Here is a 19,779-nt window from a genome sequence, read left to right on the forward strand (position 1 = left end):
TTGCTGATTTATTTTGGCTTTTGTTGTGATTAGCGCAGTTGACTATCTTTACTGCCTCGGCGATTATATAAACTTGATGCTTTAGCAATCCGCTTGTCGATTTTTTGTTGGCAAGACAAACAATATTGTACGCCGGGTAATGCTATTTTTCTGGCTTCAGCGATAGGGTCGCCACACTCAATGCAAAAGTGAGCGCTAATTGTACCGTAATTGAGTTGTCGCCTTGCGTTTTCTATAGCATCGGCAATAGTACCTTCGATTTGTTGGTTAACAGCATCGTCAGATGCCCATCCACTTGCCATAAAAGTAGCCTCCTATAACTGAAATAGTAGGGTAATGATATGGTGTTTTTTTGGGCTGTTTCAAGTAATTTAGGGCGTTAATTACCCAAAAATTATGTTATTGACTACAGCGGTGCGCGTATTTAATTTAACATTATCAAAATGTGGAGGTTTTTATGCAACAATATGAACAAGCAACATTTGCTGGTGGTTGTTTTTGGTGTATGGTAAAACCCTTTGATAAGTATGAGGGCGTGATCAATGTTGTATCGGGTTATACAGGTGGGCATGTAATTAATCCAACCTATCAACAAGTCTGTTCAGGCACAACAGGGCATACTGAAGCCGTGCAAATTACGTTTGATCCGAAAGTTATCAGCTATAAAAAATTGCTAGAAATTTTTTGGCAACAAATTGATCCCACTGATTCTCAGGGACAATTTGCCGATCGGGGCGATTCTTATCGTCCTGTAATTTTTTATCATAATGAATATCAACATAAACAAGCGCTGGACTCTAAACAAGCATTACAAGCCAGCGGGAAGTTTGATAAACCAATTGGTGTTGCCATTGAGCCTGCTGTGAGTTTTTATGTAGCTGAAGACTACCACCAAAATTATTACACTAAACAACCGCAACGCTATAACCAATACTATCAACTATCAGGGCGCTCTCATTTTTTGGCTCAACATTGGCAAAAACACAAATAAAAGGATGAGTTAATCATGCAAAATTATCCGCACTATGGCAGTAAACAAAAATGGGTTCATTGGCTAACTTTTACCTTGGTTTTGTTCACGTTTTTAGTGGTTATATTTAAGGGGGGATTGTCAAACTATTTGGGGGGTATGCCGGTTATTTACTTATTGCATAAATCTTTGGGTGCATTGATTTTTATCTTAACATTGTGGCGCTTTGTGTTAATAAAGCGCGAAGGTGTACCAGATGTTTTATCCAAAGATCATAAATTACAGCGGGTCTTGTCAAAATCAACGCAAGGGTTTATTTACATTTTATTGATTATTGTGCCGCTCTCTGGTTACTTGATGAGTCGTCACCCACTGAATTTTTGGGGTATCATCTCTATACCTGCTGTTGATTTGCCAAATCAGGCTTATCAAATATTTCATAGCGTTCATCAAGCCAGTTCATATTTACTTGGTATTTTACTTATCATACATATAGCTGGTGCTTTATATCATTATTTTGTAATTAAAGATAAAGTATTGCAATCAATGTTAAACTGATGTTAACCGACATTAATTAAAACAAGTAACTTTAAACTACGAGAAGGTGATTTATGAATAAAACCATGAAAGAAAAAGCGCTATCCATATTAACACCTATGCAATATTATGTTACCCAACAAAATGGTACAGAGCCGCCGTTTGATAATGAATTTAATGCCAATCATCGTGAAGGATTATATGTCGATATAGTATCTGGTGAACCACTATTTACCTCGTTAGATAAATTTGATTCAGGCTGCGGTTGGCCTAGCTTTGCTAAGCCAATAGATAAGAGTCGTATTATTGAAAAAAAAGATACCAGTTTTGCTATGCGTCGCACCGAAGTGCGATCAGCGAATGCCGACTCTCATCTTGGACATGTTTTTACTGATGGTCCAAAAGAACTAGGTGGGTTACGCTACTGTATTAATTCGGCTGCTTTACGATTTATACCTAAAGATGAATTAGAATATGCTGGTTATGGGCAGTACATAAAGCTATTTGATAAATAATAAATAACAGTCGATAAAATAGAACTTATAAAATAACAACCCTATCATCTAACAAGATGATAGGGTTGATAAAATCTTTGCAAGCTTAGTTGTTTCGTTTAAATAAAATATAACTAATTAACAAAAATACAACACTGGTTATCAACGATCCAACGATGGGATAAATTCCAATAACAATACTCACTTGTGCAAATAAATTATCAGCAATATAAAATAAGAAACCGAAGCTAATACCAATTACTATACGAATGCCCATCGATACGCTACGTAATGGACCAAAAATAAATGACAATGCGAGCAACATCATCACAGCAACAGAAACGGGTTTGATAATCTTTTTCCAAAATAGCAAATCATAATACTTGGTATCTTGCCCTGAGCTTTTAAGAAATTGCGAATATTGATAAAGTCCAGAAGCTGACAATGAGTCAGGATCAAATGCGACAATACTTAATTTATCTGGGGTAATGTTTGTTTTCCAAGGGATGGATACCATATTGACTCCTACCACTTTATTGAGCTCTGTTAGATCATTTTTTTCCACTTGCGATAAAGTCCAACTGTCATTTTCATATACGCCATAAGCAGCATGGGTGATGGATAGCAATTTATTTTGATCAACCGAATAAATATAAACATTAGATATTGAATTATCGTTATTTACCTGTCCAATAAATACATAATCATTACCATCTTTAGCCCAAAGGCTGCCTTGCTGTGCCATTAAGGTATTACCATAAAGCTTTTCAGAACGCATATTGCGTGCAGTTTGTTCACTAATAGGGGCAATCCATTCACCAACTGCCATTGTAATTAATACGAGTGGTAATGCTGTTTTCATAACCGCAAGGGCAATTTTGAAACGACTAAAGCCTGACGTTTCCATCACAATTAGTTCACTGCGTGATGCCAATAAGCCTAAACCAATTAAAGCCCCCAATAATGCAGCCATAGGAAAGAAAACTTCTAAGTCTTTTGGCGCCATTAAAAAGGTATAAACACCAACAGAAAACGCATCATAATCAACTTTTATTTTTCGAAGTTGATCTATAAAACGGATAATACCCGACAGACTAATCAGCAGAAAAAGGCTAACACCAATGGTACTTAAAATAGTTTTACCAATATAACGATCTAAAATCGAAAACACACTTTTCTCCTTAAGATGCCGAATATTTCAAGCGAAGTTTACGCATAAATAGATTATCCCAACAATTTAAAATGAGTGCCAATACAAAATATCCTAAGTTCAACATATAAAACCACAATTCAGGATCTAATCGACCTTTCCCTGCATTAGCCTTAATTGAACTAGCTGACAAAAAGTAAACCAAATAAAGCAGTAACGCTGGAAAAACTTGAGCTAGGCGCCCTTGGCGTGGGTTAGATACGCTCAGAGGAATAACCAAAAATGCCATCAAAGGCACCGAAATAATCAATGTTATTCGCCAATAAAATTCTGCATTGGCTTTAGGGGTATTAAGATTTGTAAGTTCAGACAATCCCAACTGTTGAACATTGGTTTTATCGACCTCTTCAGTAATATTGAGTTCTTTGGGTTTAATGATACCTAAATAATTATGAAAGTTTGAGATCCGAAAATCTTTTAATTGCGCTGTACCTTCATAACGGTTGGCATTTTCAAGCTTAATGATTTGATTGCCTTCATCATCATGGCCTGTTTTACCCTTATTGGCAAGAATGATCGATGGTCGTTGATTGGCTTTGGGATTGATTTGCGCAATAAATACGTTTTCTAGGTTATTATTATCAACATTACCAATATAAATCACTGAATTACCATCTGGCGTTTGTTGAAATTGCCCCGCTAATAACCCCGCTAAACTCGGGTTTATTTTCGCATTTGCAAGTAGCTGATCTTGCTTAACGTTAGACCAAGGACCAAACCAAAGTGCATTCAGCGCTGTCAATATGCAGGTTAGAATGCAGAGAAAAAGCACCACTTGATAAGTTAAATTCTTTTTAATGCCACAAGCATACATAGCGACCATTTCACTGTCAGAATAAAGTCGTCCAAAGACAACAAGTACGCCTAAAAAAAGACTTAGCGGTAAAATAAGATCAGCCATATTTGACACGCCCAAAACTAATAATGGCATAATTAATTCTCGGGGGATCGAACCATCAATAGCGCTTGACAGAATTCTGATTAATTTTTGAGAAAAGAAAATCAGCAATAAAATAAATAGAATTGCTCCTTGGGTTTTCAATGTCTCTTTAACTAAATATCGACGAATTATCACAACTTACCTATATATGTTGGCATAAAATCTGACTATTATAATCTGATTTGAGCGCTTTTAGTTATCTTTTTGTTGCTATCCAATAACGAAGCGATAGAATATTCATTATCTTTATCAATTCATAAACGAGAAACACCATGGAATTTCAAATAAAAAATAGTGCTATTATCACCAAGCAAAAAGCAGAGTGTTTAGTTATTTCAATTGCTTCAGGAAAAAATCAGTCCGATTTTGTTAAAGATATTGACAACTCAACCCATGGTTTAGTTAGCCAACTCATTAAATCGGGTGACATAAGCAGTGAGTTGGGTAGAACTACGTTACTCTATGCCAACAGCAACAATTTAAAACAAAAACTGTTATTTGTCGGTTGTGATAAAGCCAAAAATTTTGATTTGTCACAAGCCAAAAAGGTGATTCAAGCAGTCATAAAAGAAGTTCTTGCCAAAAAAATCAAAAATATTGCATGGGATTTGTTAACAATTAATCAAGCCAATAGTGCTCAAATCGCTAAACAATTACCGCAAATTGTTAGCGATATTACTTATCAATTTGATGAATTTAAAACGACTAAAGCGCCTGTACCAAGTTTAACTAATGTGACATTATTCACTCACAACGAAAATGAGTTACCACAGTTAGCTAGTAATTTGTTACAAGGTCAAATTATTGCTGATGCGATTGCCACAACAAAAACCATTGCCAATATGCCATCAAACGTTTGTAACGCAAAATACTTAGCCGATCAAGGTAAACAACTAGGCAAATTACACTCGTCATTAAAGGTCACTTGCCTTGGCGAAGATGAGTTGGCAAAATTAAGCATGAATGCTTATTTAGCCGTCGGGCGTGGTTCAGAAAATGAATCAATTATGACCATTATTGAATATGCAGGAGCAAAAGACAAACAAGCCAAACCGTATGTATTAGTCGGCAAAGGGCTTACTTTTGATTCTGGTGGCATATCTATCAAACCATCGGCAGGTATGGATGAAATGAAATATGATATGTGTGGTGCAGCGACGGTATATGGCGTTATGCAAGCTGTAGCCGAATTAAAATTACCAATTAATGTCGTAGGTATTATGGCAGGTTGCGAAAATATGCCAGATGGCAACAGTTATCGGCCTGGTGATATATTAACGACAATGTCTGGTACCACTGTTGAAGTAATTAACACCGATGCTGAAGGTCGTTTAGTGTTATGTGATGCTTTAACTTATGTTGAACGTTATAATCCAAAAGCGGTTATTGATATTGCTACCTTAACGGGAGCTTGTATTGTTGCATTGGGGCATCACTATACAGGCGTAATGGGCAATAATGATCAATTGATAGCACAACTTGTTTCCGCCTCTCAAAAAGCAGGTGACAAAGCATGGGCACTACCGATTGATAATGACTTCCAAGAACAAATTAAATCTATATGTGCCGATATTGTGAATGCAGGTGGTCGAGATGGGGGCACCATTACTGCTGCATGCTTTTTATCACGCTTTACCGAAAAATATCAATGGGCGCATTTAGATATTGCCGGCACAGCATGGAGCTCAGGTGCAAAAAAAGGTGCAACAGGACGCCCTGTGGCGATGTTGATTCAATACTTACTAGACCAATAAATTGAGCGTTGATCTAATGAAAAAAGTCATCTTCTACTTACTTGAAAACCAAACACAAGCCGACGAATCGGGCATTTTGTTTTTTGAGAAGTTAGCATGTCAAAAAATTGTTGAAGCATGGCACGCGAATCAGCGCGTGCAAGTTGCTTGTCAAGATCAGGCTCAGGCCGAACGAATCGATGAATACCTTTGGCAACTCGAAACGGATAATTTTGTTCCTCATAATTTGGCTGGCGAAGGGATGAAAGGCGGATCGCCGGTTGAAATTAGTTGGCCACAAAAACGGAGTAGCGCAAGCCGTCAGTTGCTGATTAATTTACAAGAGCAGTTTCCCGAATTTGCTGGTGTCTATCGTGATATTATCGATTTTGTGCCAACCGATGAGCGACTAAAGTCGCTCGCAAGGGTTAGGTATAAGTTATATAAAGAGGCTGGTTTTAATCTTAAAACGATTCCGATAATTTGTGACTAAAAAAGTATCTTATTAATTTATTTTTGTTTTTTGTTATCAATAAAAACTTCAATAAAATCAATGTCTTTTCTGACGGTTTTTTGATGGCGATTAACAAGATACCGAACAATCGACAATCGTTTTAAACTTGTTTTATCAATTCATTAAAATTAATTACCATAACGAATTTAAATCGTTTATAAAAAGTTTTTTGCAAATCTCATCTGGTTTTTCTTTTGTTAAGCAAGGCGGTATGTTCTATTTTTTTAGTGTCACGCTCATTTCAATACTTAATAATAACTACCGGCAACTAGTGCAATGTTATATCGCTAGTTAACCTAAAAATAGATAAAACCCATCATTAATCTAAACGCCTTTTATGTCATACTTTTATGTCATAAAAGCGGGTATTAGTCAAAGTTAACAGCGTTAACTATTATTGATGCTATTTGTTTAAGGCCGAAAATATACTAGCAATTGAGAAAAATTCGCAAATTGAATAAAAATATTAGGCGAAATGATTTTTACCGAAAATAATGACCACCGAAGTAAATAGTGCTTGAAAATGAAAAAGAGCACCTTGTGTAACCATTTTTATTATTGTCTGTTTAAAGACTATTTTGCCAGTTTATGGTATGATTAGCGCCAAATTCAATGGCAATAATGCGTTATGGTGATTATGAGTTATCAAGTTCTGGCACGCAAATGGCGACCAAAATCATTTTCCGAAGTTGTTGGGCAGCAACATGTCCTTAAAATTCTGTCTAATGCGCTTTCACTTGGACGCGTCCATCACGCTTATTTGTTTTCTGGTACTCGTGGTGTAGGTAAAACGTCGATTGCCCGTTTATTGGCTAAGGGTTTGAACTGCGAAACGGGTATAACAGCCACTCCTTGTGGTGTATGTGATAATTGTCGTGATATTGAGCTAGGTCGATTTGTTGACCTTTTAGAAATTGATGCCGCATCACGTACTAAAGTTGAAGATACACGTGAAATACTTGATAATATTCAATATTTGCCAACAAAAGGTCGATTTAAAGTTTATTTGATTGACGAAGTGCATATGTTGTCTCGCAGTAGTTTTAATGCGCTACTAAAAACTTTAGAAGAGCCTCCTGAGCATGTTAAGTTTTTATTAGCGACCACCGATCCGCAAAAATTACCCATTACGATATTATCACGTTGTTTGCATTTACATTTAAATGTGCTTGATACGGCTTTAATTAGCCAGCAACTTGAGCGTATTTTACAATTAGAACAAATCAGTAGTGATCCCAAAGCAATTAGCTTATTAGCAAAAGCAGCTAACGGCAGTATGCGTGATGCTTTGAGTTTGACTGATCAAGCGATTGCTCTTGGCAATGGTATCATTGATGCAAAATCAGTGGCAATAATGCTTGGCACACTTGATAAATCGATTCCATTTGCTCTTGTTGAGGCAATGCATAATGGTAATGGCAATGCCTTAATGCAACAGATTGAAGCGGCAGCTATGCAAGGTGCAAATTGGGATCATTTATTAGCTGAAACAATTACACTGTTGCACCAAATTGCTTTATTGCAAGTAGTACCAACGGCACTTGGTGATTATACTGATAATGAAGAGCGCATCCGTTTTTTAGCACAATCTATGGCGCCAAATGATGTACAACTTTTTTATCAAATTCTATTGATGGGGCGTAAAGAACTAAGTTTTGCACCTGATAAAAAAATTGGCGTGGAAATGAGCTTTTTACGTGCTTTAGCTTTTATACCAAAGTCGGTTGATGCTGTTACATCATCAGTAATGCTACGGACTGCAAGCAATACGCAGCAACCAGAGTCAATCCAAGCACAACCTAAGACTAATCAACAATCGCAAACACAACAACCTAAAAATAATGTTGAGCAGGTTACATCTCAACAACGTTCGTTACACGCAGTAACAAGTTCGAGTTTACCACCAAAGTTACAAACCGAAGAACAAAAAAAGAACGATTTAATGGCAGATGTAGTTCCTTTAAAAGCGGAACCAACTGCTGATGCAAAACCGAAAACGGTTGATTTAGCGATTCCTGATGATGCTCCGTCGGTGACTAAAAGCATTTTAGAAATGCGTATGCAGCTAATCAAAGAGGAACAAAGTTCAAAAAAGTCTGAATTGGTTGATGTAAATCAACCTAAAAAACGAGTCGTTAATGAGTCACTGACGCGAATTAAACAGAATATTCAGCAACCAGTAAATGAGGTTAGCGCAGATCCCCATAATACGGATCATGATGATAGTAAAGAAGAAATCACTGCTGAAAATTATCAATGGCAAGCTAGTGGTTTAATTGCTATGAAGGAAGAATTGGTTATTGATACTAAGGCCTTTCGTGAATCGCTTAACGGCGACAAAACCCCCGAAATGACCCAAAAACTGATTACAGAAATGGCGCAAAAAAATGCTTGGTGTGCCGAAATTGAGCAATTGAATTTGCCACCGTTGCTTAAACAAATTGTGGTTAATGCCGTTTTTCAACAAGTGGATGATAATACTATTGTGTTACGTGTGCGCTCGGCAGTTAAGCATTTAATTAATTCGGCAAATAACGTAGCTAAAGTGCAAAAGGCGCTTTGTGAACAACGTAAGCAAGAACTTGATGTAAAAATCATTATTGATGACAATCAAGATGATAAAACACCATTGGAAATGCGCGAAGCATTGTATCAACAAAAATTAGCACAAGCTAAAATAATCATTGCTGAAGATCCCAAAGTGGCAACAATTTGCCGATATTTTGACGCTAAGATTGATGAGACAAGTGTTCGTCCTGTATAATACAGCGATATTTTTTTAACGAGGAATAATTATGTTTTCAGGTGGAAAAGGTGGCTTGGGCAATTTAATGAAACAAGCCCAACAAATGCAAGCAAAAATGCAACAAGCGCAAGAAGAGATCGCCAAATTGGAAGTTACTGGCGAGTCTGGTGCCGGCTTAGTCAAAGTTACGATTAATGGTGCACACAGTTGTAAGCGTGTTGAAATTGATCCATCACTTATGGCTGATGATGATAAAGAAATGTTAGAAGATCTTATTGCTGCTGCTTATAATGATGCAGCGCGTCGTTTAGATACAGCACAGAAAGAACGTATGGCGCAAGTTACTGGCGGCATGCAATTACCGCCAGGTTTTAAAATGCCATTCTAAGATAACGCATTAATTTTGCGATTTATGTTGCCGACATAGTCAACAAATGTCGGCAATATTATTTTATTGCCTGTCTATTTATACAGTTTTTCTTTATTATTTTTTTGCTATCGGGTAAACTACGCTTAATTATTTGCTGATTTATTACGCTTTATTATTAAGGATATATTGTGATTGGTCGTTTACGAGGCACTATTATTGAAAAACAACCCCCAAAAGTACTGATTGAAGTTGGCGGTGTCGGTTATGATGTATTTATGCCGATGACCTGTTTTTATGAATTACCCGAAAATGGGCAAGAAGTTATTGTGTTAACCCATTTTGCAGTTCGTGAAGATGCTCAAGTATTGTATGGCTTTAATCAAGATCAAGAGCGTGAGCTATTTCGTGAGCTAATAAAAGTCAATGGAGTAGGACCTAAATTAGCGTTAGCCATTTTATCAGGTATGTCCGCAGGGCAATTTATTAGCGCTGTTGAGCAAGGTGAAATTAAAACCTTAGTAAAACTACCCGGTGTAGGTAACAAAACAGCTGAACGGTTAATTGTGGAAATGAAAGATCGCATTAAACGGTTTGGAGAACAATCATCAAGCGCTAACACCGCTATTGAAACAAATAGTGTTCAAAAATCGGCTAATCAAATTGAAAGCGAGGCGGTTTCAGCTCTAATTGCACTTGGTTATAAACCGCAAGAAGCCAGTCGTATCATTAATAAAGTCATTAACCCAGATATGGATTGTGAAACACTGATTCGTGAAGCCTTAAAATCGGCATTGTAAATAGGGATTTATTATGATTGAAGCGGATCGTTTGATTGCCCCACAAGTACAAAAAGAAGAAGAATCGTTAGATCGTGCTATTCGTCCCAAATATTTGGACGAATACATCGGCCAACCACAAGTGCGCGAACAAATGAAGATTTTTATTCAAGCAGCTAAACAACGTAGTGATGCGCTCGATCATGTGCTTATATTTGGTCCGCCTGGGCTTGGTAAAACCACGTTAGCTAATATTGTAGCCAACGAAATGAATGTTAATTTACGTACTACATCTGGCCCTGTTTTAGAAAAAGCGGGCGATTTAGCCGCTATGCTAACCAATTTAGAGCCTAACGATGTATTGTTTATTGATGAAATTCATCGCCTATCACCTGTAGTTGAAGAAATTTTATATCCAGCGATGGAAGATTACCAACTAGATATTATGATTGGCGAAGGGCCTGCGGCACGTTCGATCAAAATTGATCTTCCTCCCTTTACATTAATTGGTGCAACAACGCGAGCTGGTTCGTTGACTTCGCCACTGAGAGATCGCTTTGGTATTGTACAACGTCTTGAATTTTATCGTGTTGAGGATTTGGAATATATTGTTAGTCGCAGTGCCAAATTTTTAGGCATGGATCTGTCAGATGAAGGGGCTTATTTGATTGCCAAACGTTCACGTGGTACTCCTCGAATTGCTAATCGCCTTTTGCGTCGTGTGCGCGATTATGCTGATGTAAAGTCCAAAGGTGTTATCGATAAAAAAATCGCTACCCAAGCACTGGATATGCTTGATGTTGATAACGAAGGTTTTGATTATATGGATCGCAAATTATTGCTTACTATTATCGAAAAATTTATGGGTGGGCCTGTTGGCTTAGATAATATTGCGGCGGCAATTGGCGAAGAGCGCGAAACGATCGAAGACGTGCTTGAACCGTTTTTAATCCAACAAGGTTATATCCAAAGAACCCCTCGTGGCAGAATTGCAACGCCACATGCGTACCGCCATTTTGGCATTATTCAGGATAATTAGCCCAGTGTGTCAATAAATGTATATTAGCAAAAAGCGCAATGATTTGATGATTTGCGCTTTTTATTACGGATATTTTATTGCGATTTCAGCTTAACCAAGTTCTTTTTCGGTAAAAATACCACTAAATAAGTCAGTACTTAAATAGCGTTCGCCAGAAGAAGGCAAAATGACAACAATGGTTTTATTTGCATTTTCAGGTAATTTAGCTAAACGATCGGCTGCAAAAACCGCAGCACCAGACGATATGCCTGCTAAAATGCCTTCTTTTTCCATTAATATACGAGCGGTATCAATAGCATCTTCGTTAGAAACTTTTTCGACCAAATCGATTAAACTTAAATCTAGATTTTCAGGAATAAAACCAGCCCCAATACCCTGAATTTTATGCGGTCCTGGCTTGATTGATTCACCTGCTAGCGCCTGAGTAATTACGGGTGAATTAGTTGGCTCAACGGCGACTGCAGTAATATTTTTACCTTGCGTTTTTTTGATATAACGTGTTACACCAGTGAACGTACCACCAGTTCCAATACCAGCAACAAACACATCGATTTGACCATCGGTATCATTCCAAATTTCAGGACCAGTGGTTTTTTCGTGAATTTCAGGGTTAGCTGGGTTACTAAATTGTTGAAGCATGATATTTTTTTGTGGATTACTGGCAACAATTTCTTCGGCTTTATCAATGGCACCTTTCATACCTTTTGATGCTTCAGTCAATACTAAGTTGGCACCTAAAGCTTTTAACAGCTTTCTGCGTTCAATACTCATGCTTTCAGGCATAGTTAATGTTAGCTTATAACCACGAGCTGCAGCGACAGCCGCAAGTGCAATACCCGTATTACCGCTGGTCGGCTCAATTAATTCAACATCTGAAGTTAATAAACCACGCTTTTCCGCATCCCAAATCATATTCGATGCAATACGACACTTCACGCTAAAACTTGGATTACGTGATTCGACTTTAGCTAAAATATTACCATGACCAAAGTGTTTTAAACGAACAAGTGGGGTATGGCCAATAGTTTGTGAATTATCATCAAATATTTTGCTCATTATCATTTCCTTATTTAGTCACAGTTAGATAGGCGACAGCCATCTATCTGGTTACTTAATCATATTCGCTATTATAAATCTATCTTAAAAAGATGGTACTAATTAATTAGTATAATGATATTCATTTAAGCTATAAGCAGGAAAATGGCTTTTTATCAAAAAGCTAAAAGCATATTTTGGTGCGAATAAAGGTTTAATAAAAATTCGATGCTAAAATAAAAATTAAATAAAATCAATGGTTTTTCTGAATGATTTTTATGTGTAAAATGAACTGATTTTTATACTTATTTCTGTTAGCTAACTCACATTATTTTTCAGCCAATTCATCTTCTATTTAAATTAGAAAACATAAGACAATTGTAATGTTAAATAAATATGTTAACGTGCCTTATGTTGCTTTTTATCCATAAAAGCAATATTTTTTGTTAAAAAATCTATACAGAAAGTTAGAATGGTCAGTAGAAAGTTACTATGTATTTTTGAAGAAAGCTTTTAATTAAATTTGATGATATGGATGGAATTTTTATTAGTATTATTTTATACCATTAAAACAAGATAAAGTGTTTTTATACAATACATTATGCTGTTTTAATGGGGCATGTTTAATATAATGCGTAAAAAACAGCAATTTTAAGAGACTTAATTGAGATTGTTCAATATTCTGTGTCATTTCTGTAAACTAGGTATAAAAAAAGAAATGACAACTGCCCCAAGAATTTGATTTAAAAAAAGCATTAAAGTTATTACAAGATGGTCAATCGTTAATGGGTAAAGATGGCGTTTTAACGCCATTAATTAAATAGCTCACCAAAGAAGCATTATCTGCGGAGTTAGATTCTCATATTGCCAATGATATTACCCCTAATCGACGCAACGGTGAAAGTTAAAAAAACAATAAAAAACCACATCGAGCAGCTTCAAGATTGATGCACCAAGAGATAGGTATCGTTCATTTGAACCTCAACTCATCAAAAAATCAGGAAACATTAATCGATGAAATTGGGCAAAAAACTGAGTATATATGCGCTGGGGATGAGCTATAAAGGAATTAGCCAACATATTGAAGAGATTTATGCTTTTCGTGCCTCTCCTGCAATCTTAACCGTCATTACAGATAAAATCATTCTCGAATTGCGATGATGGCAACAACGATCACTAGAGTCGATTTATGCGTTTATTTTGATGGATGTAATCCATTATAAAGTAAAAGAAAATGGGATTTATCATAACAAGACTGCTTATTCTGTACTCGCCCTTAATTTAGCGGGAAAAAGGACGTATTTAGGTTTATATTTATCTGAAAACGAAGAGGCACATTTTTGGTTATCTTTTTTGGTCTATTTGCAAAACAGAGGGTTAAATGACATCTTAAGCGCTTGTGTTGATGGCTGGGTTGGTTTTTCTGAAGCGATGAATACCATTTACCCACAAACAGTAGTTCAGCTTTGCGTTATTCATCAAATTTGCCATTCAATTAAGTATGTTGCTTCTAAGCATCATGAAGCCTTTATGAGTGATTTGAAACCTGTCTACAAGACAATGTCTCGTGATGTGGCAATTGATGCGTTAAATGAACTTGAGCGAATATGGGGCGATAAGTATTTAATAGTCATCCCATCGTGGTGCCGTAAATGAAATAATTTATCGGCTTATTTCCGATATTCTGAGCCCATTCATTGACAATTTCGCAAATAAATAAAGACCAAAAACGGTGTTCCTAATGAAAATAACTTGCTCAATCTGCTGTATTTGGGATTGCAAAATGCGGAAAAATGAACAACATCAATCCAAAATTGGAATTTATCATTGTCAAAATTGATGATGTTTCCCCCTAATCGTCTTGATAAGGTACTCTCTTTGTAGATTAAACTGACAAGAATTATGAACAATTTCGTTTTTAGGATAGTGATTTTTGCTCCCATTATCAGTGTTGCTTGCTTTAAAATATCGTTTTTCCATACGGCATTGTCTAAGCACTTTGCGCAAAGCTATCAACTCTTATTCTTGCAGACTGCGATTATCTTTTGTTTCAAATGAGCCACTTTGACTGGCTTGCGTTATCTAATGGTCCAATGCTGATGGCAAATCAAGTTCTGCAACGATTTCACTACGTAATTTACCGTGTTAATATGTTAACGCTGACCATTTGGTGTTTAAAATCATCATTACATGTTCGTTTTTTTCGTTTACTCTTATTCATATTAGATCCTTTTTTAATTGTGATAAGTTTACTTTATCCCCTTAAAAAAGTTGAATGATTTAGTGTAGCCTATGCAAAGTTTATTTTGGAAGCTGACAGTTGGAAACTTAGCGATTTGAAGGTTAACGGTTTGGAATATATCAACTCATACCTTATAAAAATTACTTGGGACATTGTGCCAACCCTTTTTTGTGTATTTACTGTGCCGAAAGAAGGTTTTATTAACTATTTTGAAAGAGGAGTTAGTTGCCTGTAAATTTAGTTGATTTTGGGGTTAATGAGCAAGCATTTAGCATATATAATTTTAGTTGTTTGTAAGCTAACAAGATAATCAATTTTTTGTTTTCTCCCCAATATAACTGTACGTTCTATTGTTATTCAAATATTGCACTAAAATGTTACTTAATCAAAGCCAAAGTTAGCTAAAACCGAATGGTAGTGAATAAAAGAGGTATTAACATTTGTGCCGATCAATTATTGAGCGAATTATAATAATTATTTAATAAAATCATTTACTGATAACTAATAGTTATAATCTGTTTTTGGTTATTTACAAACTACCTATTTTATTTATAATTTTGTTTATTAACACTTATCGTTTTTATGTAGAAAATCCAAAAGCATTTAAAACGACTAAATTAAGGAATAACTCATACCATTTGTAAATGAATATGTCTCAGACGAAGAGTCAGATAATCTATGGAATAAGTACAATCAGAGGGATACAAATATGTCTGAACTATTAGATAGTTTTGGCGTTCATTAGTTATTTGGTGTATGGATAAAACATGAAGGAATTAGTTATGTGATTGTTTGTGTGCTGAATTGTGAATAGCTATTCGGGTATACTTGACCTAATCGCTAAGTAGATATTTATCCTGAATATCAATTTCTTGTTGTTTTGCCAACTATGTCAAAGGAGGAGCTGTTAGCCATTTTGAAAGACATGTTAACGGTCTATGAAAGTGGTTAAATTAGAGATAATTTAGAATCTAGAGTGAAAGCACTTATTAAGTTTGATTTCTAGCACGTTATAAACCAACAGATAATCGATATATTATATTAGAGGTATAGGAAAATATGGTGGGATTTACTAAAGAAGAAGCGGAAAAACAATTAGTTCAAATTAATGATGCAGATGGATTACGTAATTTAATACAGCAACTAGATATTAATACTCATGGTAAAACGACAATTCTCTACTCAGGTGTACTAGATTCTGGGACACATACATCAGAGATTATCGCTACATTAAAAAATAACTCTACTCTTCGTCTCATTGATAATACTGAGGCTGCTAAATTTTTATCTGAGGCTTTGGTAAATGGTTCACCTTTAAATCTGAAGTTAAAACAGATATTTGGTGAAAATGAACAGAATCAGTTATCTAACCAAGCATATGAATTCCTTTATGGAACCAATATTAATGGTGTCCGCCAACCCAATGGTGCATACGATACTATTTCTGAACGGTTTGTTGATGCCACAGTCGGTGATGTTCGTGTAATTGGTGGATTTGAAATGAACCCTAGGGATGTTTTTGGTGCAACTGATCTACCGGCATTATTGAATAATCAAAAGGTGACATCAGTCAATGGTCTTCCAATATCAGAATTAAATTCTTTAGCAACAGAAAAAGGAGTTAATACTGTTTTTAAGCATATTAAAAATATTGCTGGTTTGGATGCAGCAGGAACTACGTTAGCACCAAATAATGTTGAACCTTGGTTACAACTTAGTGATTCTGACGGAAATTTGCATAATGATAATATTAATAACCTTAAAAATGCTTATCTCAATTTATCGCCAGAAATGCAGAAAAGTGTTTATCAAACTTCTACCTATTTAGCATCAACAGGTAAAATATTCGAGATGCGCATTCGTATTTTGGGCTATATTATGACGGGCGTTGGGCTTGTTGACGCATCATTAAGAGCTCAGGCTGCACTTGATAGAGGGGATGTTGATGAAGCAAGAGGAATTTTGCTTGAGTTTGGTGTTAAAACGCTTACTAGCAATATACTAGGGTCATTGGTTGGATCTGTTGCCACTAGTATTGCTTTGGGACTTGGCGCACCAGCTTTAGGTGCTATCGGTATCGGTTTTGGTGCGGCGGCGGCGGCTGGTATGCTCTCTGATAAGGTAATAGACGAGTTTGCTCATCTATTTCGAGATAAAGATAAGAATGGAGTAATTGATCTATGGGATAAGGTAAAGGAACTACTTAATGATGTTGGAAATGCTATTTTGGATCCTATTTTATCGTTATTTCCTTCTATTCCCGATCTTGCAAAAAGTGCATGGTCTCCAATTATTATCGATCTGGATCGTGATGGAGTTGAAACTATTAGTAAAGATAAAAATATTCATTTTGATTTAAATGCTAACCAATTCGCTGAAAATACTGGATGGGTTGGTGCAGACGATGGATTGCTGGTGTTAGATTTGAATAATAATGGTGTCATTGATAATGGAAGAGAATTGTTTGGTGAAAGCACATTATTACAAAATGGAAAAACAGCTAAAAATGGTTACCAAGCATTAGCCCAATATGATGAAAATGGTGATGGCGTTATTGATGCTAAAGATAGTATCTGGCAAAAATTAAAAGTATGGCAAGATAAAAATAGCAATGGGCTTACTGATGAAAATGAGCTACTGACTTTAGAACAAGCGGGAATTTCCTCTATTAGTACAAAATATTCAACATCAAAGTATGTGGATAATAACGGAAATGAGCATCGCTTAACAGCTGAAATCACCTACACTGATGGAAAAAAAGGGCTGTCTACCGACGTTTGGTTTGAAACAAATCAAGCAAACACGATTTATGCTGGCAAAGAACACTATATTAATGAGGTTGGAAAGTATCCTGCTATTCGAGGATTTGGCAATCTTGTTAACTTATCTCTTGCATTAAGCCAAAATGTACAATTAAGAAATTTACTCGATAAATTTATTGCTAATCCTATAACAACTGACATTCTACAGATTATTGACGATATTATTTTTACTTGGGCTAATGTAACTCAGGTTGACCCGAATAGTCGAGGTAATATAGATGCTAGAAAGTTAACCGTATTGGAAATCATTACGGGGGAAAAATATACTAATGTTTATTATGGAGATAATGCTCCTCCAGCAGGTACAATTGCTGCTAATTTATTAATGGGAGAATATAATAAATTCAAACATTATGTTACAGCTAACCTTTTAGCACAAACAGAATTTAAAGATGCATTTAAATTATTAAAAATAGATATTAATAATGGAAATGTTGTGATTGATTTTTCAGGGTTAGAGCATCATCTTAATCAGATAACTGATCCGACAAAAAAACTTTTACTGAAAGAAGTTATTGATGGTTATTTGACATACAGTAGTTCTAATGAATATTATCAGTCGATTAAAAATAGTTTGGGTGAAAATACATTAACGGGTAATAACTTTTATGTATTTGGTCGATCTGGTCATGAATTAATTAGCGACTCATCAGGGATTGATAAGCTATTATTTATGAATAATATTAGTGCTGAAGATATTATTTTTTCACGTCAAGGTACTGATATAATTGCAACATTAATTGGAGGCAACAGTAGTATAACCTTTAAGAATATCTTTTCTGATGCAACGTCAGCAAGAGCAAGCATTAATACAAATAATGTTATTGAAGAGTTCATTTTTGCGGATGGTACAAAATTAACGTGGGATGAGGTACTAAATAACCATCTATATATGATTGGCACAGATAAAGATGATATCATTTTAGGAAGTAAAGGTAATGATATCTTATCGGGTGGTAAAGGGAATGACCTTTTATCAGGCGGAGCAGGAAACGATACCTATTTGTTCAATCTGGGCGACGGTCACGATACAATAGATAATCGAGGCGAATTAGAATACACTGGTTTCTTAAATAGAATAAAATCGGATGTTGATACTATCCGTTTTGGTGATGGTATTAGCGCTGATATGTTAAGCTGTGCTAGAAGAAACAAAGATTTAGTTATATCTATAAATAGCCAAAATTCAATTACGATAAAAAATTGGTTTTCAACAGGTGATACTCAATTAGCAGCAAGAGTTGATTTCTTTGAATTTACAGATGGCTCCCAACTTAATATTAAAGATTGGTATAATAATAGTCCGATTATTACCTCAGGCACAGTAAAAGATGAAACATTGTTAAGTTCAAATTACAATGATATTTATCGATTTGGGCGTAATAGTGGGCATGATCAGATAACTGAATTAGGTGGTAACGATAAGTTAGAATTTGTTGATGGAATTATGCCAAGTGATATTAGATTTTCACGCCAAGGTACTGATATAATTGCAACATTAATTGGAGGCAACAGTAGTATAACCTTTAAGAATATCTTTTCTGATGCAACGTCAGCAAGAGCAAGCATTAATACAAATAACGTTATTGAAGAGTTCATTTTTGCGGATGGTACAAAATTAACGTGGGATGAAGTATTAAATAACCATCTATATATGATTGGCACAGATAGAAATGATACCATTTTAGGAAGTAAAGGCAATGATATCTTATCGGGTGGTAAAGGGAATGACCTTTTATCAGGCGGAGCAGGAAACGATACCTATTTGTTCAATCTGGGCGATGGTCACGATACAATAGATAATCGAGGCGAGTTAGGATACACCGGTTTCTTAAATAGAATAAAATCGGATGTTGATATGATTCGTTTTGGTGATGGAATTTCAGCAAAAATGATTGATATTAAAAAATCGGCTACAGATCTTTTATTAACATTTGGTACTGATTCCATTACGATTAAGAATTGGTTTTCAACTAACTTGGATACTAAATTATCTTCCCAAATTGATATTTTCCAATTTGCTGATGGCTCATCGTGGTTAGCGGCTGATATTAATGCTCATATTAATGATGGTATACCACTACCAGTATTTTCATCAAATGCACCTATATCTAACTTTACATTGATAACGCAGAGCGTAAGTGCTTTTGTTGCATCAGATGATGATAGTGATGCGGTAACATGTGAGTTAATGTTGGCTAATCCATTGCCGCATTTTAATCATTCAATCAAAGCCTAGTAATCTTTAGATTTCATAGTCATCAAAAGACAGTTGATAATAGCTGTCTTTTATTTTGAATTTAAAAATCTGTTTCGTTGGTCTGCATGGAAAAGTGATTATTTTGGAAAAA

Annotated in this window: 14 protein-coding genes and 1 pseudogene; 11 read left to right on the forward strand and 4 right to left on the reverse strand. The window is 35.6% G+C overall.

Annotated features, from left to right (window positions below; genetic code table 11):
• Positions 1-29: 29 nt before the first annotated feature.
• The gene (locus A9G47_RS02505; protein ID WP_065642081.1) at positions 30-302 is read right to left on the reverse strand and encodes a DksA/TraR family C4-type zinc finger protein; all 273 of its coding nucleotides are present in this window, start codon (positions 300-302) and stop codon (positions 30-32) included.
• A 155-nt stretch (positions 303-457) separates the two neighbouring features.
• Here A9G47_RS02505 and msrA point away from each other — a divergent pair, with 155 nt between their 5' ends.
• From msrA to msrB, 3 genes are read left to right on the forward strand one after another with little or no spacing between them, the layout of a single operon-like run.
• A complete protein-coding gene (msrA, locus tag A9G47_RS02510; RefSeq protein WP_065642082.1) occupies positions 458-991 on the forward strand; it encodes a peptide-methionine (S)-S-oxide reductase MsrA in 534 nt (177 codons plus the stop codon).
• 15 nt (positions 992-1,006) lie between these two features.
• Positions 1,007-1,528 carry a cytochrome b gene (locus A9G47_RS02515; RefSeq protein WP_065642083.1) on the forward strand — a complete coding sequence of 174 codons (522 nt, stop codon included), beginning with the start codon at positions 1,007-1,009 and terminating at the stop codon, positions 1,526-1,528.
• A gap of 53 nt (positions 1,529-1,581) precedes the next feature.
• A complete protein-coding gene (gene msrB / locus A9G47_RS02520) occupies positions 1,582-2,022 on the forward strand; it encodes a peptide-methionine (R)-S-oxide reductase MsrB (protein WP_065642084.1) in 441 nt (146 codons plus the stop codon).
• An 85-nt stretch (positions 2,023-2,107) separates the two neighbouring features.
• Here msrB and lptG read toward each other — a convergent pair whose 3' ends face one another.
• Both lptG and lptF read right to left on the reverse strand, forming a co-directional pair.
• Positions 2,108-3,172, reverse strand: coding sequence for an LPS export ABC transporter permease LptG (gene lptG / locus A9G47_RS02525; protein WP_065642085.1), 1,065 nt, complete (start codon positions 3,170-3,172; stop codon positions 2,108-2,110).
• Between the two features lie 10 nt (positions 3,173-3,182).
• Positions 3,183-4,286, reverse strand: coding sequence for an LPS export ABC transporter permease LptF (gene lptF / locus A9G47_RS02530; protein WP_065642086.1), 1,104 nt, complete (start codon positions 4,284-4,286; stop codon positions 3,183-3,185).
• A gap of 137 nt (positions 4,287-4,423) precedes the next feature.
• On the opposite strand from lptF, the gene A9G47_RS02535 reads away from it, so the two are divergent.
• The 6 genes from A9G47_RS02535 to ruvB all read left to right on the forward strand — a co-directional run bounded on the left by A9G47_RS02535 (position 4,424) and on the right by ruvB (position 11,329).
• Positions 4,424-5,905 carry a leucyl aminopeptidase gene (locus A9G47_RS02535; protein ID WP_065642087.1) on the forward strand — a complete coding sequence of 494 codons (1,482 nt, stop codon included), beginning with the start codon at positions 4,424-4,426 and terminating at the stop codon, positions 5,903-5,905.
• A 16-nt stretch (positions 5,906-5,921) separates the two neighbouring features.
• Positions 5,922-6,377, forward strand: a complete 456-nt coding sequence (locus tag A9G47_RS02540) for a DNA polymerase III subunit chi (protein WP_065580560.1) — start codon at positions 5,922-5,924, stop codon at positions 6,375-6,377.
• Between the two features lie 658 nt (positions 6,378-7,035).
• Positions 7,036-9,162, forward strand: a complete 2,127-nt coding sequence (dnaX, locus tag A9G47_RS02545; protein ID WP_065580579.1) for a DNA polymerase III subunit gamma/tau — start codon at positions 7,036-7,038, stop codon at positions 9,160-9,162.
• A gap of 31 nt (positions 9,163-9,193) precedes the next feature.
• The gene (locus A9G47_RS02550) at positions 9,194-9,532 is read left to right on the forward strand and encodes a YbaB/EbfC family nucleoid-associated protein (RefSeq protein WP_065567582.1); all 339 of its coding nucleotides are present in this window, start codon (positions 9,194-9,196) and stop codon (positions 9,530-9,532) included.
• A gap of 170 nt (positions 9,533-9,702) precedes the next feature.
• Positions 9,703-10,311, forward strand: a complete 609-nt coding sequence (gene ruvA, locus A9G47_RS02555; RefSeq protein WP_065567581.1) for a Holliday junction branch migration protein RuvA — start codon at positions 9,703-9,705, stop codon at positions 10,309-10,311.
• A gap of 13 nt (positions 10,312-10,324) precedes the next feature.
• On the forward strand, positions 10,325-11,329 hold the full coding sequence (ruvB, locus tag A9G47_RS02560; RefSeq protein ID WP_065567580.1) for a Holliday junction branch migration DNA helicase RuvB: 1,005 nt from the start codon (positions 10,325-10,327) through the stop codon (positions 11,327-11,329).
• A gap of 90 nt (positions 11,330-11,419) precedes the next feature.
• Here the strand turns inward: ruvB and cysK are convergent, their stop codons facing one another.
• Entirely contained in the window at positions 11,420-12,385 is a 966-nt protein-coding gene (cysK, locus tag A9G47_RS02565; protein ID WP_065580557.1) for a cysteine synthase A, read from the reverse strand.
• 704 nt (positions 12,386-13,089) lie between these two features.
• Between cysK and A9G47_RS02570 the strand changes: the two are divergent.
• Positions 13,090-14,248, forward strand: a pseudogene (locus A9G47_RS02570) (IS256 family transposase).
• Between the two features lie 1,417 nt (positions 14,249-15,665).
• Positions 15,666-19,667 carry a calcium-binding protein gene (locus A9G47_RS02580; protein ID WP_065642089.1) on the forward strand — a complete coding sequence of 1,334 codons (4,002 nt, stop codon included), beginning with the start codon at positions 15,666-15,668 and terminating at the stop codon, positions 19,665-19,667.
• The last annotated feature ends 112 nt before the right edge of the window (positions 19,668-19,779 follow it).

The organism is Gilliamella sp. WF3-4 (assembly GCF_001690275.1).
Classification (GTDB): Bacteria; Pseudomonadota; Gammaproteobacteria; order Enterobacterales; family Orbaceae; genus Gilliamella; species Gilliamella apicola_C.